Source organism: Mesorhizobium sp. M0923 (genome assembly GCF_040319365.1).
Taxonomy (GTDB): domain Bacteria; phylum Pseudomonadota; class Alphaproteobacteria; order Rhizobiales; family Rhizobiaceae; genus Mesorhizobium.
Window position 1 is genome coordinate 79,685 of record NZ_JAMYNW010000016.1, and the last position, 15,615, is coordinate 95,299.

The window sequence follows — 15,615 nt, forward strand, 5'->3', positions numbered from 1 at the left end:
CCGTGAAGTGCCGGAGATCCGGTTTTATTGGCCTTGCCGGTCGAAACATTAACGAGATTTAATCAAAACCGGCTCTGGCTCAAAGATTCCGCAGCACCGGCGCCGCCTTGTGGCCCAGCACCCGCCACGTGCCGGCCAGGCCGATACCCACCGTGACCACCAGTGAAAAGCCGATGGTCGCCACGGCTACCTCGGGCATGAAGTGCGATGGCAGCGTCATGATGCGCGCGACGACGTACCACGCCGCCACACCGCCCGCCGCCAGCGCGAAGATCGCGGTCGCAAGGCCGATCAGCATGTATTCCAGCGAAAAGGCCGCGATCAGCGTTTTCCTGGTCGCACCCAGGGTCTTCAGCACCACCGCGTCGTGGATGCGGGCCCGGTTGCCGGCGGCGAGCGCCCCGGCCAGCACCAGCACCGAGGCGATCAACGCCACGCCCGCCGCGGCCCTGATCGCGGTGCCGAGCTGCACCACCAGCCGGTTGACGATGTCGAGCGCGTCCTTGACCCTGACCGTCGTCACCGCGGGAAAAGCCCGGGTGACGGCATTGAGAAGATGCGCGTCGTCGGCCGCCGACGCATTCGTCTCGGTCAGCGTCGCCAACCAGCCATGCGGCGCCCCGGCGAATGTGTTGGGCGAGAACACCATGACGAAATTGATGCCCATGGTTTCCCATTCGACCTGGCGGAAATTGGCGATCTTGGCCGTGATATTGCGGCCGAGCACGTTGACGGTGATGGTGTCGCCGAGCTTCAGCCCGATCTCCTTGCCCTCCTCGGCGGAAAACGAGACCAGCGGTTCGCCGGAATAATTCCCCGGCCACCAGCTGCCCTCGGTCAGCGTTGCATTCTCCGGCAATTGTGCGTCATAGGTCAGCCCACGGTCGCCGCGCAGCACCCAGGCGCCTTCGGCCGGAACCTTGACCTTGTCGACATCGACGCCGTTGAGCGCCATCACCCGGCCGCGCAGCATCGGCACCTTGATCAGCGTGCCCTGCGGCGCCTCTTTGCCGACCAGCGCGGAGAAGGCATCGACGTCGCCGCTCTGGATATCGACGAAGAAGAAGTTCGGCGCCCGTTCCGGCAGGCTGCCGGAAATCTGCCGCCTGAGATTGCCATCGATCAGCGCCAGCGTCACCAGGAGCGTCAGCCCGAGACCCAGCGACAGCACCACGGACGGCGTCAAGGCGCCAGGCCGATGGATGTTGCCGATGGCGAGCCTGAGCGCCGTCGAGCGCACACGCGGACTTCTCTTCGCCGCCCACTGCACCAGCGTACCGACGACACGCAGCACCAGGAACGAAAAGACCGTGGCGCCGACGAAGATCGAGGCAATACGGCGGTCGCCGGAAAACAGGATCGCCAGCACCGCGAGCAGCAGCGCGATGGCCATTGCCGCGGCGACATAGAGCGGGCGGGGAAAACCGCGGCCCTCAAAACCCATTTCGCGAAACAGCGCCGTCGCTGGCACGTCGCGAGCACGGCCGAGCGGCAGCAGGGCGAAGGCCAGCGTCACCAGCAGCCCGAACAGCGCTGCCATGCCGAGGGCGCCGGGATAGAACCCACCTTCCGCCGGCACCGGAATAACCGACTGGAGTGCCGCGCTGGCCGCGAACGGCATCAGCGCGCCAAGCACAAGGCCCAGCGTGATACCGAGGGCGGCAATCATCAGGATCTGCACCAGGTAGACGGCAAAGACGAACCCGCCCGAAGCCCCCAGGCTCTTGAAGGTGGCGATGACGCCGCGCTTGCCGTCGAGATAGGCACGCACCGCATTGGCCACGCCGACGCCGCCGACCACCAGCGCCGTCAGCCCGACCAACGTCAGGAATTGCGAGAACCGCTCGATGTTCGAGGACAGCGCCGGCGCTGCGTTGCTGCGCGTGCGGATCGACCAGCCGGCCTGCGGGAACTCTTTCGCGGCCTGCTCCTGGATCGCCTTGATCTGTACTTCAGTGGTGCCGCCGGGCAGGCGGACCTTATAGGCGTTCTCGACCAGGCTGCCCGGCTGGATCAGGCCTGAAGCGGCAAGCCCGTCGGTCGACACCATCAGCCGCGGCGCAAAACCGAAGCCATCCGACACCGCATCTGGCTCGTTGACCAGCTTGGCGCGCAGCTCGAATGTCGCGCTGCCGAGCTTCAACCGGTCACCGATGCCAAGGTTCAGCCGCTCGAACAGAAGGTCCGGGGCGGCGGCGCCGAAGACACCGGATTTTTCGCCGAACAAATCCTCTCGCGACAGCACCGGCTGGGTCTCCAGCGCGCCATAGAGCGGATAGGCGCCGTCGACCGCCTTGGCCTCGACCAGCGCCTGGTCGGAGCCGTCCTCGAGCCTCGCCATCGAGCGCATGTTGGCGCTGTGCGAAACCGTGCCAAGCCGGCCGAGGAAGCTGCGTTCGGCTCTGGTCGGATCGCGCTGGTTGATCTGGAAGCGGAGATCGCCGCCGAGCAGCGTCTGACCCTGGTCGGCAACACCGGCGGAAATCGCCTGCGCCACCGAATTGACGCCGCCGATTGCCGCGACGCCGAGCGCAATGCAGGCAAGGAAGATCAGGAAACCGGACAGCCCGCCGCGCATTTCGCGCAGCGAGAACTTGAAGGCCAGCCTCAGCGTTTGCGACAGCGGCATCAGGCGGTCACCTTGCCGGCCCTGGAGGCCGGCTTGGATGCGTCCTCGATCAGCCCCGACCGCATCGACACCTGGCGCGAGCAGCGCGCCGCGAGCACCGGGTCATGCGTGACCAGCACCAGCGTCATGCCGCGTTCGGCCGCCTTGGCGAACAGCAGGTCGGCGACGTGCCGTCCCGTCGCCTGGTCGAGATTGCCGGTCGGCTCGTCGGCGATCAGGATGCGTGGCGACGGCGCCAGCGCCCGGGCGATCGCCACGCGCTGCTGCTCGCCGCCAGACAATTCGCCGGGATAATGGGTGATGCGATCGCTAAGGCCGACCGCCGCCAGTTCGCGCGCCGCCACGCCGAACGGATCGGCATGGCCGGCAAGCTCAAGCGGGACGGCGACGTTTTCCAGCGCCGTCATATTGGGGATGAGGTGGAACGACTGGAACACGATGCCGATGTTTCGCCCTCGAAACGATGCGATCTGGTCTTCGCTTTTGCCGTTGAGCAGCTCGCCGGCAATTCGTACCGCACCCGAATCGACCCTTTCAAGCCCGGCCAAAACCATCAGCAATGTCGACTTTCCCGAACCCGAAGGTCCAACGATGCCTGTCGCTTCGCCGCTCGCCACATCAAGGCTGACGCCCTTCAGCACATGCACCGAGGATGCGCCTTCGCCGAGCGTCAGCGATACGTCTTTCAGCGAAATGACGGCTTCTTCCAAAATCAAATCGTCCTATATGGGGGAAAGAGGGCTAGAGCATCCGATGCTCGACAAAGACGAAAACCTGCCTTCGCCAACAGATGTTCCTGGTCATATGGGGCCTGCCGCATGGCTTTCAAACACACTTTTGCCGCAGCCTTCGCCCTTTTCCTCGCGATCTGCAGCGCCATTTCGTCGGCGCGCGCCGAGCCCTTCACCATCGTTGGCTTCGGCGACAGCTTGATGGCGGGTTATGGCCTTGGGCCGGGTCAGGGGTTCACCGAAAAGCTGCAGGCCGCGCTTCGCGCCAAGGGCTACGATGTCACGGTCGCCAATGCCGGCGTTTCCGGCGATACGACGAGCGGCGGCCTGTCGCGGCTCGACTGGTCGGTGCCGGACGGCACGCAGCTGGTCATCCTGGAGCTCGGCGCCAACGACATGCTGCGCGGCGTTTCGCCCGCCATAGCGGAAAAGAACCTGGACGCCATGCTGGCAAAGCTGAAGCAGCGCAAGATCGCCGTGTTGCTGGCCGGGATGCGCGCGGCGCCGAATCTCGGCGCCGATTACCAGAGGGCCTTCGACGCGACCTTTCCGAGACTGGCTGAAAAATACGGCGTGCCGCTCTATCCTTTCTTTCTCGAGGGCATCGCCGGCCAATCCGTCCTGCAGCTCGAAGACGGTCTTCATCCAAACGCCCGAGGCGTCGACCGCATCGTCGAGGGTATCCTGCCCAGCGTGGAGAAGACCATTGAAGCGATCCGGGGCAATTCCTGAAGGCGAGGGTTCGCCGCCGCAACACCTTCCGCGGGGGAAGCTTTTAGGCAGGCCTGCGACCAACAAACCCCTTGCCCCGTTTGAATATCGATGATTCGCTAGGGGCAAGAGTTCGATTCGAGGACAGGAGGCTTGCCATGCCGCGTCTTTTTACCGCCCTCGAAATACCGCGTGATGCCGCTCTTTCGCTGTCCCTGCTCAGGGGCGGCCTGCCCGGAGCCCGCTGGATCGACGTCGAAAACTATCATCTGACGCTGCGCTTCATTGGCGATGTCGAGGGCCATGTCGCCGACGAAATCGCCAACGCGCTCGACCGCGTTCACCGCCCGTCCTTCCCGCTGACGCTGTCCGGCGTCGGCGCCTTCGGCCAGAAGAAGCCGCATGCGGTGTGGGCCGGGGTCGCCGCTTCGCCCGATCTTTCCGCTCTGCAAAGCGAAATCGAGCGCATCTGCCAGCGGCTCGGCATCCCGGCCGACCCGCGCAAGTTCATGCCGCATGTGACGCTGGCCCGCCTGCGCAATGCGAGCCCGCTCGACGTCGCCCAGTATCTGTCGGCGCGCGGCAATTTTTCGACGCTGCCGTTCCGGGTCGGCCGCTTCGTGCTGATGTCGTCGCGCGACTCGGTCGGCGGCGGGCCTTACGTCGTCGAGGAGGCTTGGCCGCTTTCAGGTGCCGACAACCGCGTCGCCAGCCGTTTGGCCGGCGCCGCCGACGCTTCGCGGATCATGCGGTAGACGGACATGGCCAGGGAGAAACTAGCAAAAGAGGCGATCAGCGCCGAACTTGCCGGCCTCGACGGCTGGTCGCTGGCCAAGGATGGTGGTTCGATCAGCCGCAGCTTCACTTTCAAGAATTTCTCGGAAGCCTTTGCCTTCATGACCCGCGTTGCCCTGGCTGCGGAGAAGATGGACCACCACCCCGACTGGTCGAACGTCTACAAGACGGTAAACGTGACCCTCAACACCCACGACGTCGGCGGCCTGACCGCGCTGGATTTCGATCTGGCCAGGAAGATGAACCGCTATTTCGGCACCTGACGTTATCTGCACCTTGCAGCGAGGTTCGGCTTTCACCACATTTTGCCTCGCGGTCACGCGTGAAGTCACGCGACGGCGGCAAGGAGAGGTTGATGGCGCAAAAATCCGGTTTTGATTTCTTCGGCCTCGGCAGCAAGCTGGGCAATGAGAGCGAAGTACGCGAAAAGTTCTGGCGTACGGCGAAGAAGGCTGCCCGGCAGATCCCGTTCATGGAGGAGGTGGTCGCCGCCTATTACTGCGCCATGGACAAGAAGACGCCGCTGCGCGCCAAGGGCACATTGCTGGCTGCGCTCGGCTATTTCGTGCTGCCGACGGACGTCATCCCCGATTTCATCTTTGGGCTTGGCTTCACCGACGACATCGCTGTGCTGACCGCGGCGATCACAACCGTCAGCGCCCACATCACGCCGGCGCACCGGCTCGCCGCCAGGCAGGCCATCGCCGACAAGAGCTGAGCCGGTACGGCGCAAAAAATCGCGCGGGAACCGACTTTCCGGCCGTCAAAGCCACCGCCGCACCCGCGTCTTGTAGGCGCGATAGGCGTCTCCGAACTTACGCTCGAGATAACGCTCTTCCGGCGCGATGACGCCCGTATTGATCACCCACAGCAAGGGAATGACGAGCGCGATACCCCAAAGACTTCCGGCCGCGACACCGAGGCCCAGATAGATAAGGGTCGCTCCCAGATAGAACGGATTTCTGGTCCACCGATAGATACCGTCGACGACCAGCGCCGTCGTTGGCAAGGTCGGTGGTATGTTGGTTCCAGCGGCCTGAAAGCGGCCCGCCGCCATAAAGATGAGCACCAAGCCGCACACCGCGAGCACGGCGCCGGCCAGATAGCGGGCGAGGGCCTGCCCGGCCATGACCGGGAGCGGCGCGAGCACCTCGAGCACGGTTGCCGCCGCCAGGAAGCCGAGGAAGATCAAAGGCGGCAGCGCAATGACCCCCGCCACGTCGGGCGCGCCCGGTCCGCCCGCCACCTCTCCGCCATCCGACCGGGGCACCGCGCCGCTGGCCACCGCGCGGACGGCGACACGAATGCCGAACACGATCGCCAGGACGACTGTGCCGCCCGCCAGGATCAGAACTGTCTCGGAAATGGCCATGGCCAAATCTCCCGTAAGCCGCCAAGGAGGGCACCCTGGCCGAGTGCCGTGGAGCCGAACGCAGACATATACCGCCTGGCGGGAAATTCGTCACGTAGCTCTCAGAAAAGCGAGAATCGCTGCAAGACCTAGCTGCTTGAAAAGTCAAACTCTTGCCGTTTTCGTGGCCTCCAAGTCGCGGCAGGGACATTGCGCCAGCCGCTTTTTCAAGCGGCAGCGCGAAGACGGCGGCGGTTTCCTGGCGTGAACATCCTTTTCTCAGGGGAAATTCACCGTTTGGTAACCCAGATTAAATCAAAATGAAGCGACGGGCAGGACGCCGAGCCGGCCTGCCGCCGCACCAGTGGAATACGGGAAAAGCGATGCGCGGATTGATTGCTATAGTTTCCAGCCTGGCCCTGGTGGCCTTGACGGCGCCCGCGCTGGCGCAGTCGGCAACCAAGATCGGCCAGCACAATGCCTGGGGCACCTACAGCTACCAGGCGTCGGGCGGCGGCAAGGTCTGCTATGTCCTGACCGTGCCAACCGACAAGCAGCCGCCGACGCTCGATCATGGCGACATGTTCTTCTTCGTCAGCCAGCGGCCGGGGCAGCAAGTGTCCTACGAGCCGCAATTCATCGCCGGCTATACCTTCCAGGAAGGTTCCAAGGCCACCGTCACCATCGACAAGAAGTCTTTTTCGATGTTCACGCGCGGCAAGTCGGCCTGGGTCGAGAACGCCGCCGAGGAGCCGGTGCTGATCGCCGCGATGAAGACCGGCACCGACATGAAGGTGTCAGCCAAGTCCGGCCGCGGCAATACCACCACCTACGTCTTCTCGCTGAAGGGCATCTCGGCGGCGCTGGCCTCGATCGCCAAGTGCAAGTAAAGTCCTCGTCCGGGACGTTCACGACCTAACACAGCGACGTAAAGAACCAGTGTTCGTGCGGTCTTGCCTTCTCTCCTGTGGGAGAAGGTGGATTGGCGCGCAGCGCCAAGACGGTTGGGGGGTGCTGGACGGAGTGCAGGGGATGCCAAGCTGGAACACCCCTCATCCGACCGAGCTTCGCTCGGCCACCTTCTCCCACAAGGGGAGAAGGAAGAACCCCCTGCATGACTCCGCCATCAACCTGTGCTATGCGCCGCGCTTCATTTCGGGCACGATGCTGTAATCGGCCGCAAATCGCTTATATTGGCGCAACAATGACCCTTTCATTCGATCTTACCGCCGAAGGCGCGCGTGACGCGTTGCGCACCCGCACGACGCCTGAAAAGCCGTCGCTGATCGGCTTGACGCGCGCCGAACTCGGGGCCGCCCTCGTCGCCGCCGGCATCGTGCCGGAGCGCCAGGCGAAGATGCGCGCCCAGCAGCTCTGGCACTGGATCTATGTGCGCGGCGTTTCCGATTTTGCCGGCATGTTCAACATCTCCAAGGATTTGCGCGCCGCACTGGACAGGCATTTCACCGTTGCCAGGCCCGAGATCGTCGAGGAGCAGATTTCCTCCGACGGCACGCGCAAATGGCTGTTCCGCTTTCCGCCGCGCGGCGCCGGCCGGCCGGTCGAGATCGAGACCGTCTACATTCCCGAAGAAGGCCGCGGCACGCTCTGCATCTCCTCGCAGGTCGGCTGCACCCTGACCTGCTCCTTCTGCCACACCGGCACGCAAAAGCTGGTGCGCAACCTGACGGCGGAAGAAATCCTCGCCCAGCTTTTGACAGCTCGCGACCGGCTCGGCGATTTCCCCGACCGCGACACGCCCGACGGCGCCATCGTGCCGGCCGAGGGCCGGAAAGTGTCCAACGTCGTCATGATGGGCATGGGTGAGCCGCTCTACAATTTCGAGGCGGTGAAGAAGGCGCTGCTGATTGCATCCGACGGCGACGGGCTTTCCCTGTCGAAGAGGCGCATCACGCTGTCGACCTCGGGCGTCGTGCCCGAAATCTTCCGCACCGGCGAAGAGATCGGCGTCATGCTGGCAATCTCGCTGCACGCTACCAATGACGATCTGCGTGACCTTTTGGTACCGATCAACAAGAAGTATCCGCTCAACGAGCTGATCGCTGCCTGCCGTGCCTATCCCGGCCTGTCCAACGCCAAGCGCATCACCTTCGAATATGTGATGCTAAAGGACGTCAATGATTCCATCGAGGACGCCAAGGCGCTGATCAAGCTGCTCAAGGGCATCCCGGCCAAGATCAATCTGATCCCGTTCAATCCGTGGCCGGGCACCAACTACCAGTGCTCGCACTGGGAGACGATCGAGAAATTCGCCGACTACATCAACAATGCCGGCTATGCCTCGCCGATCCGCACGCCGCGCGGCCGCGACATCCTCGCCGCCTGCGGCCAGCTCAAATCGGACTCCGAGCGCATGCGCAAAGTCGACCGGCTGGCGCTGGAAGCGATGATGATCGCAGGGCACGGCGAGGCGTGAATCGCGTCGTCGCCTATCTGATCCGCTTCGCCGTCATCCTGATCGGTTATGGCGTCGCCTCGCTGGCGGCCAGCGCATTTCTCAATATCATGTTTCTGGCGTCCCTGGGCTACACGCCGGAGCAGGCACCGCCGGCGGCGACGGCTTCCCTCTATTTTTCCGTCCCCTTCGTCGCGCTGTTCGTCGCCTATTTCGCTTTCATGCCGGCGGCGATCGCCATCCTGGTTTCCGAAATCCTCGGCCGGCGCGACTGGCTGTTCTATGCACTGGCGGGCGCGGCGGTGGCGGCGGTCTTCCTCGGCTTCGTCCACCAGACGAACGACGCCAATTTCGAGGTTACCAACACAAGCGTCATGCTGGCGGTGATCGGCTGCGGCATGGTCGGCGGTATTTTCTACTGGCTGAGCGCCGGCCGCTCGGCTGGGAGCTGGCGTCAAATCGGACGCCCTATTTCGCCTGGGCCGTCAGGATCTTGAGCGCGAAGGCCGAAAAAACTCCGGCAAACAGATAGTCGACGACGCGCGTCACGCGCGGGCTGGCTTTCATCGCCGCCGAGAATTTTTCCGCCGCCAGCACCATCGGCGCTGTCACCGGGACCGACAGCACGACGAACATCGCGCCGAGGAAGAACAGCTTTCCCGGCGCATTGGGATCATGCGCGGAGACGAATTGCGGCAGGAAGGTCATGAAGAACAGGATGATCTTCGGATTGAGCAGATTGACGCCGAGCCCCGCCGCCCAGCTGCGAACCAGCGATATCTGCGGCCCGCTCTTCTTCTCCGGTGAAAACGCCGACCCTTTTGTGATCGCCTGCCAGGCCAGGAAGACCAGATAGCCGGCGCCGAAAATCTTCAGCACGAAGAACGCCATCGGCGAGGCGACGATCAGCGCCGAGACGCCGACCACCACCAACGTGGTGTGGATCAGCGTGCCGCACAGCGCGCCGGCCATCGAGGCGAAGCCGGTGGCGCGGCCCTGGCTCAGCGTGCGCGACACGAACAGCGTCATGTCCGGCCCAGGCGTAATCGCCAGGATCACCGTCGCGATGGCGAATTGGATAAGCGTAGCGTTGTCGGGAATGAAGGACATTGGCGGCCTCGGACAAGAAGGCGCAGCCTATAGCGCAGGCGCCTCGCCGACGCCAGCATCTCGCCGCCACGGCGTCTGGTCCAGCGCTTGCGGCTCCCAGGCGCCTGTTCCTCCCTTGCGCAGCCCCGAAACGCCGTGATACCTCGCCCGCAAGAATCCTGTCGCGGAACCGCCCACCATGTCGAAAGCAAAAGCCGTCAAGAAAGTCGTGCTCGCCTATTCTGGCGGCCTTGACACCTCGATCATCCTGAAATGGCTGCAGACCGAGCTCGGCGCCGAGGTCGTGACCTTCACCGCCGATCTAGGCCAGGGTGGCGAACTGGAGCCGGCTAGGCGCAAGGCCGAGATGATGGGCATCAAGGATATTCGCATCGTCGATGTCCGCGAGGAGTTCGTATCCGATTTCGTCTTTCCGATGTTCCGCGCCAACGCTGTCTATGAAGGCACCTATCTGCTCGGCACCTCGATCGCCCGGCCACTGATCTCGAAACATCTTGTCGAGATCGCCAGGGAGACCGGCGCCGATGCGATCGCCCATGGCGCCACCGGCAAGGGCAACGATCAGGTGCGTTTCGAACTCTCGGCCTATGCGCTCAACCCCGACATCAAGGTCATCGCGCCCTGGCGCGACTGGTCGTTCAAGTCGCGCACCGATCTGATCAATTTCGCCGAGCAGCACCAGATTCCGGTGCCGAAGGACAAGAAGGGCGATGCGCCGTTCTCGGTCGACGCCAACCTGCTGCATTCCTCCTCCGAGGGCAAGGTGCTGGAAGACCCGTGGAGCGAGCCGCCGGAATTCGTCCACCAGCGCACCATCTCGCCGATGGATGCGCCGGATGAGGTCACAGAGATCGAAATCGAATTCCTCAAGGGCGATCCCGTCGCGCTCAACGGCAAGAAACTGTCGCCGGCAACGATGCTGGCGGCGCTGAACGATCTCGGCCGCGACAATGGCATCGGCCGGCTCGATCTGGTCGAGAACCGTTTCGTCGGCATGAAATCGCGCGGCGTCTACGAGACCCCCGGCGGCACCATCCTGATATCGGCCCACCGGGCGATCGAATCGATCACGCTGGACCGCGGTGCCGCCCATCTCAAGGACGAGTTCATGCCGCGTTATGCCGAGCTGATCTATAACGGCTTCTGGTTCGCGCCCGAGCGGCTGATGCTGCAGGCGATGATCGACAACAGCCAGGAAGACGTCGAAGGCATCGTGCGGCTGAAGCTCTACAAGGGCAACGTCATTGTCACCGGCCGCAAGTCGAGGAAGACGCTCTATTCCGACGCGCTGGTCACCTTCGAGGACGACCGCGGCGCCTACGACCAGAAAGATGCCGAAGGTTTCATCCGCCTCAATGCGCTGAGGCTGCGCACGCTGGCGGCGCGTGGTCGTAAAGGCTAAGTATATATTCATGAAAATCCTGCTTAGCCTGGATCCATACTCTTAGTGAGCTAATGTAGTTGTTTCTAATGACAGCTGCAGAGCTTTTCTTGCTTGACCTCATGGCCGGATTGTCCAATTGTTTTTTTGGGCAATGGGGCTGTAATAATGCGACTTGGTCTTTTGATTTTGACGGCGATGATCGGCATTCTGGCGGGCTGCCAGACCGGACAGGACATCACGAAGAAGGATCCCCAGGCGGGATGCATCGCCGCTGTCGCTACATGGACCATTACGTTCAAACATGAGATCGCAGCCTTCATGGGCGTTTCTCAGGAACGCATGCCGAGCCTCTTCTGCCGGCGCTTGGGCGATGCGGTGCGCAGCGGCCGAATTGGCTTCTCCGACATAAACAGCCTTCAGCTCGACCAATCCACCGACATCTGGAAGGTCATCAAAGGCAAGTGACAGGTCGGCGATGGTTAGTTTGCGACGCGCCACGCGACTTCCGCTGATGTTGCTGGCGGGCCTGGCAGCAGCCGGAGCGGAGGAATTCGATCCCACCTCGCTCGACCTCGCCGCGCTGATTGAATGCAGGGCCGACGTGCCGGCCTATAACGGATTCGCCTTGTGGCTGAGCGGTGAGCCCGGCGCGGCGGAAAAACTTGGCTGGAAGGAAGTCACCGCCGGCAATCCTTTCCTCAGGCAATACGAGCTGCCGGCCACGGTCGGCGTCTTCGGGCGCGAAACGGCGGCCGTCGTCCTTACCGCGACCGGGCCGATGGCGGTGTTTGACGATGTTTCCGCGCCCGATCTCGCTCGAGCGCTCGGCGTCACAGCGCAAATCTCGACACCGGACAAATTCCTTGGCGAGAAGGTGCTCGTCGAAAGCAGCGAGGAAGCCGACGGCATGACATTTTCCACGCACATTGCGCTCAATGTCTCAACCGTTAATTCACATCCCGGCAAGGTTCTCGCCGGCTGCTCCTACGCGCTCGACGTGAAATAGAAAGCCCGGCGCATGGCCGGGCTTTCTGTCGAATCATTCTATCGAATAGAGATTTCTGTCAGTCGGCATCGATGGCTGTGGCCATGCGGGCGATGGCCTGTTGATAGACGCTAGCGGAATTCCAGCCAGCGATTGCGCCCATATTCGCCTGCGCGCTCGCTCCGGCCCGCCAACCATGGCCCTTGAGGAAGTTGGCCGTGGAAGCCAACGCAGTGCTCTTGTCGCGCAGATTTTTGTTGCCGACGCCATACGTCAAAACATTTCCGGGCAGGAACTGCGTGTGGCCGATCTCGCCATGTGCGGCACCGACCGACGAGGCGCTCAACGCTCCGCGATCGACCAGCTTCAGGGCTGCAATGGCATGGGGATAGAAGAACTCCGGACGGCGGCAATCATAGGCGAGCGTTAAAATGGCAGAGACCGTATTCTGGTTGCCCATGGCGGAACCGAAGCCCGTCTCCATACCCCAGATGGCGATCAACACACCCGGCGACACGCCGTAATTCCGTTCGATCTTGTCGAACAGCGCCGCATTGGCCTTCTTCAGCGCACGGCCCCTGGCAATGATCGCGGACGCGCCACGGCGCTTCATGAAAGCTTCGACCGAGCCGCTGAAAGCCTTATGGATGGCGCGGTCGACGGAGATCGTCTTTGTCGCGTAGGTTGCGCGAGCCAGAGCGGCCAGACCCTTCGAGCCGACACCGTCGGCCTTGGCCTCCGCGGCAAACTCCGGTTTCCACGCCTCGAAGCCGGCGCCGTTTTTGCCACAACTGGCCGCCGCCTGCGCGCCCGTCGCCAGCGCAAGCACCGCCACCACCGTGGCCACTACAAACATCTTCCCCTTGGCAAGAAATGCCATGCTGCTCTCCTGGTTGCCTGAATCACGTTCCCAATTGCGAATTTGCCAGCGAAACACCTGCTTGTCACTGTCCCGGCGCTGCGCCGATGCACTCAATACAGCAGGAACTTCAAATCCACCACACTGGCGGATGCCCGGGAATTTGCCTACGATCAAGTAATTATTGTGGCGGGGACAGAATAAGCATGAAAGACGTTGATGTCGTGATCGTCGGCGCCGGTTCGGCCGGACTTTCGGCTGCCAAGACCCTGCGCGCCGCCGGTTTTTCCTTCAAATTGTTAGAAGCGATGAACCGCGTCGGCGGCCGCGCCTGGACCAGCGACCAGCATTTCGGCGTGCCGTTCGACATCGGCTGCGCCTGGCTGCATGCGGCAGACCGCAATCCCTACTTTCCCGAGGCGAAAGCCGCCGCCTGGACGCTTCATCACCACGACATGAATGTCGATCATCTCTACTACCGCGAGCGAAAGGCAAGCGAAGCCGAAGAGGCCGCGATGAAGGTGGCCGACGCAAGACTGCTCGAACTGGTGGCGGCACGTCAGGTGAGGGAAGGCGACGATGACCGCCTTTCGGCATTGCTCGCCAAAGGCCACGCGCCGCGCGCCGCCGCAACCTTCGCGGGGCCGATGGATTTCGGCGCCGACGAGGACGAGATATCGATCCGCGACTTTCAGGCCGCCGCCGATCTCGATCCGAACTATTTCACCAGGGAAGGCTTCGGCACGCTGGTTGCGCGCTTCGGCGCCGACGTGCCGGTGGAGCTGTCGACGCCGGTGCGCAAGATCCTCTGGGATGGGCCGGGCGTAGCCTGCGTCACGGATCGCGGTACCATCCGCGCCAAGGCTGTCATCGTCACCGCCTCGCCGGCAGTGCTCGCCTTCGAGGAGATTGCGTTCTCGCCCGCACTCCCCGATGGGCATTTCGCTGCCTTCTTCGATCTGCCGATGGGCATGCTGACCAAGCTGCCGGTCGAAATATCCGGCACGAGGCTTGGCTTGGAGCCGTTCGACGATTTGCTGATCGAGCGGCTGGCCCGGCACGACATCTACTTCCTCTGCTTTCCCTTCGACTTCGATTTGATGGTCGGTTTCGTCGGCGGCGATTTCGCTTGGGAGATGTCGGCGGCGGGCGAGGCGGCCGGCATCGACTTCGTCGTCGACCGGCTCTGCGGCATCTTTGGCGGCGACGTACGAAAGCATGTCGGACGCGCAATGATGACCAATTGGGGCGCTGAGCGGTTTGTGCGCGGCGCCTATGCGGCGGCGCGGCCCGGCCGCTCGCAAGCGCGCGCCACGCTGATGCAGCCGGTGGCGGAAAAGATCTTCTTCGCCGGCGAGCATTTGGCCGGTCCGCTGATGCAGACCTGCGGCGGCGCCAGATTGTCGGGCGAGGCAGTGGCCAGGGAGGTCGTGGCCCAGCTTGCGGCAAAATAGCATCGGCCGGCAGGAACGTGGGCCGGTGACAGGCGTTTGGCCTTGTCCTGTTCGCCTCGTCCTCCGCATTTCGAATGATTTGAGACGCCAATGAAGCTTTTCGACTGCCCGCATTGCGGCCACCGTCTCTATTTCGAGAACGCGCAATGCCTGAACTGCGCCAGCCTCGTGCTCTATGATCCCGAGCATGCGCGTTTTGTGCTGTCCGGCATCGACGACATCTTCCAATGCACCAACGCCGACGAATGCGCCTGCAACTGGATGGCGGAGCCTGGCCACGCCTTCTGCCGCGCCTGCACGCTGAACCAGCTGATCCCGGATCTGTCGGTCGACGGCAATCGCCGCCGCTGGATCCGTGTCGAGGCGGCAAAGAAGCGTGCCGTCTATTCGCTGCTCGCCTTCGGCCTGCCGGTCGCATCCAAGCAGAATCCCGGCGACGAGATCGGCCTCGCTTTCGATTTTCTTGCCGATCCTATCGGTGGCGGTCCCGGTGGCGAGCGTATCCTGACCGGCCATGACAACGGCCTGATCACGCTCAACGTCGCCGAGGCGGACTCGGCTGAGCGCGAGCGGCGGCGCGTCGAGATGGGCGAGAACTACCGCACGCTGCTCGGCCATTTCCGCCATGAGCTCGGCCATTACTATTGGGACCGCCTGATCCGTGACGATCCGCAAAAGCTTGCCGGTTTTCGCGCTTTGTTCGGCGACGAACGCGCCGGCTACGAACAAGCGCTGAAGACCTATTACGCCGATGGCGCGCCGCCCGACTGGCAGCAGCGCCATATCTCGGCCTATGCGACGTCGCACCCGTGGGAGGACTGGGCCGAGACATGGGCGCATCACATGCACATCACCGACACGCTGGAGATGGTGCATGCGCTGAATTTCCCGCTCGGCCGGCTGGAGACCGTCGAAGCCAACGAGCTGCCGCGCGCCGATACCGGCGGCGAGCTGCAGCCGGCACCATCGGAACCCGCCACCAGGCCGGAGCCTTTCGAAAAGATCCTCGACCGCTGGCTGGTGCTGTCGGAAGCTTCCAACTCGATCAACCGCTGCATGGGCCTGCCCGATCTGTATCCCTTCGTAATCTCCGACGTGGCGGCGCAAAAGCTTGCTTTTGTTCACGAGCTTTTGACTGACCTGCCGAAAACTATTGGAACAAATCGTGAGCCGGCGGAGGCTTTTTAGCC

General features: G+C 63.2%; 17 protein-coding genes. 12 read left to right on the forward strand and 5 right to left on the reverse strand.

All coding sequences use genetic code 11. The features are described from left to right. Positions 1 to 79 precede the first annotated feature (79 nt). Both NKH89_RS24545 and NKH89_RS24550 read right to left on the reverse strand, forming a co-directional pair. Entirely contained in the window at positions 80 to 2,629 is a 2,550-nt protein-coding gene (locus NKH89_RS24545) for an ABC transporter permease (RefSeq protein WP_352481069.1), read from the reverse strand. Next, positions 2,629 to 3,339, reverse strand: coding sequence for an ABC transporter ATP-binding protein (locus NKH89_RS24550; protein WP_023721893.1), 711 nt, complete (start codon positions 3,337 to 3,339; stop codon positions 2,629 to 2,631). The genes NKH89_RS24545 and NKH89_RS24550 overlap by 1 nt, the downstream gene beginning before the upstream one ends. 108 nt (positions 3,340 to 3,447) lie before the next feature. On the opposite strand from NKH89_RS24550, the gene NKH89_RS24555 reads away from it, so the two are divergent. From NKH89_RS24555 to NKH89_RS24570, 4 genes are all read left to right on the forward strand, one after another. Next, entirely contained in the window at positions 3,448 to 4,092 is a 645-nt protein-coding gene (locus tag NKH89_RS24555) for an arylesterase (RefSeq protein ID WP_023721894.1), read from the forward strand. A 137-nt stretch (positions 4,093 to 4,229) separates the two neighbouring features. Then, positions 4,230 to 4,826 (forward strand): RNA 2',3'-cyclic phosphodiesterase, encoded by a 597-nt coding sequence (thpR, locus tag NKH89_RS24560; RefSeq protein ID WP_352481070.1) that lies wholly within the window; start codon positions 4,230 to 4,232, stop codon positions 4,824 to 4,826. Between the two features lie 6 nt (positions 4,827 to 4,832). Then, positions 4,833 to 5,129 (forward strand): 4a-hydroxytetrahydrobiopterin dehydratase, encoded by a 297-nt coding sequence (locus NKH89_RS24565; protein ID WP_352481071.1) that lies wholly within the window; start codon positions 4,833 to 4,835, stop codon positions 5,127 to 5,129. A 92-nt stretch (positions 5,130 to 5,221) separates the two neighbouring features. Beyond that, a complete protein-coding gene (locus NKH89_RS24570) occupies positions 5,222 to 5,584 on the forward strand; it encodes a YkvA family protein (RefSeq protein WP_023721897.1) in 363 nt (120 codons plus the stop codon). 45 nt (positions 5,585 to 5,629) lie between these two features. Here the strand turns inward: NKH89_RS24570 and NKH89_RS24575 are convergent, their stop codons facing one another. Then, the gene (locus NKH89_RS24575) at positions 5,630 to 6,238 is read right to left on the reverse strand and encodes a methyltransferase family protein (protein WP_352494034.1); all 609 of its coding nucleotides are present in this window, start codon (positions 6,236 to 6,238) and stop codon (positions 5,630 to 5,632) included. Between the two features lie 362 nt (positions 6,239 to 6,600). Between NKH89_RS24575 and NKH89_RS24580 the strand changes: the two genes are divergently transcribed. The 3 genes from NKH89_RS24580 to NKH89_RS24590 all read left to right on the forward strand — a co-directional run bounded on the left by NKH89_RS24580 (position 6,601) and on the right by NKH89_RS24590 (position 9,130). Then, positions 6,601 to 7,107: an invasion associated locus B family protein gene (locus NKH89_RS24580; RefSeq protein ID WP_023721899.1), complete on the forward strand. Its 507-nt coding sequence runs from the start codon at positions 6,601 to 6,603 to the stop codon at positions 7,105 to 7,107. A gap of 314 nt (positions 7,108 to 7,421) precedes the next feature. Beyond that, on the forward strand, positions 7,422 to 8,654 hold the full coding sequence (rlmN, locus tag NKH89_RS24585) for a dual-specificity RNA methyltransferase RlmN (RefSeq protein ID WP_352856355.1): 1,233 nt from the start codon (positions 7,422 to 7,424) through the stop codon (positions 8,652 to 8,654). Continuing rightward, complete coding sequence (locus tag NKH89_RS24590) at positions 8,651 to 9,130, forward strand: hypothetical protein (RefSeq protein WP_023721901.1); 480 nt, start codon at positions 8,651 to 8,653, stop codon at positions 9,128 to 9,130. Before rlmN ends, NKH89_RS24590 begins: the two co-directional genes overlap by 4 nt. Here the strand turns inward: NKH89_RS24590 and NKH89_RS24595 are convergent. Continuing rightward, entirely contained in the window at positions 9,102 to 9,743 is a 642-nt protein-coding gene (locus NKH89_RS24595; protein ID WP_023721902.1) for a LysE family translocator, read from the reverse strand. The genes NKH89_RS24590 and NKH89_RS24595 overlap by 29 nt on opposite strands. Positions 9,744 to 9,921: 178 nt before the next feature. Here NKH89_RS24595 and NKH89_RS24600 point away from each other — a divergent pair, with 178 nt between their 5' ends. The 3 genes from NKH89_RS24600 (at position 9,922) to NKH89_RS24610 (ending at position 12,133) form a co-directional block, all read left to right on the forward strand. Beyond that, positions 9,922 to 11,145, forward strand: coding sequence for an argininosuccinate synthase (locus NKH89_RS24600; RefSeq protein WP_352481074.1), 1,224 nt, complete (start codon positions 9,922 to 9,924; stop codon positions 11,143 to 11,145). 147 nt (positions 11,146 to 11,292) lie between these two features. Beyond that, on the forward strand, positions 11,293 to 11,592 hold the full coding sequence (locus NKH89_RS24605; protein ID WP_352481075.1) for a hypothetical protein: 300 nt from the start codon (positions 11,293 to 11,295) through the stop codon (positions 11,590 to 11,592). Between the two features lie 46 nt (positions 11,593 to 11,638). Further along, entirely contained in the window at positions 11,639 to 12,133 is a 495-nt protein-coding gene (locus NKH89_RS24610; RefSeq protein WP_352495991.1) for a hypothetical protein, read from the forward strand. A 58-nt stretch (positions 12,134 to 12,191) separates the two neighbouring features. On the opposite strand, the gene NKH89_RS24615 is transcribed toward NKH89_RS24610, so the two are convergent. Continuing rightward, entirely contained in the window at positions 12,192 to 12,992 is an 801-nt protein-coding gene (locus NKH89_RS24615; RefSeq protein ID WP_023721906.1) for a lytic murein transglycosylase, read from the reverse strand. Positions 12,993 to 13,177: 185 nt separating this feature from the next. On the opposite strand from NKH89_RS24615, the gene NKH89_RS24620 reads away from it, so the two are divergent. Beyond that, positions 13,178 to 14,425: a flavin monoamine oxidase family protein gene (locus NKH89_RS24620; protein ID WP_352495992.1), complete on the forward strand. Its 1,248-nt coding sequence runs from the start codon at positions 13,178 to 13,180 to the stop codon at positions 14,423 to 14,425. Between the two features lie 90 nt (positions 14,426 to 14,515). Next, the gene (locus NKH89_RS24625) at positions 14,516 to 15,613 is read left to right on the forward strand and encodes a zinc-binding metallopeptidase family protein (RefSeq protein ID WP_352481078.1); all 1,098 of its coding nucleotides are present in this window, start codon (positions 14,516 to 14,518) and stop codon (positions 15,611 to 15,613) included. Positions 15,614 to 15,615: the final 2 nt, after the last annotated feature.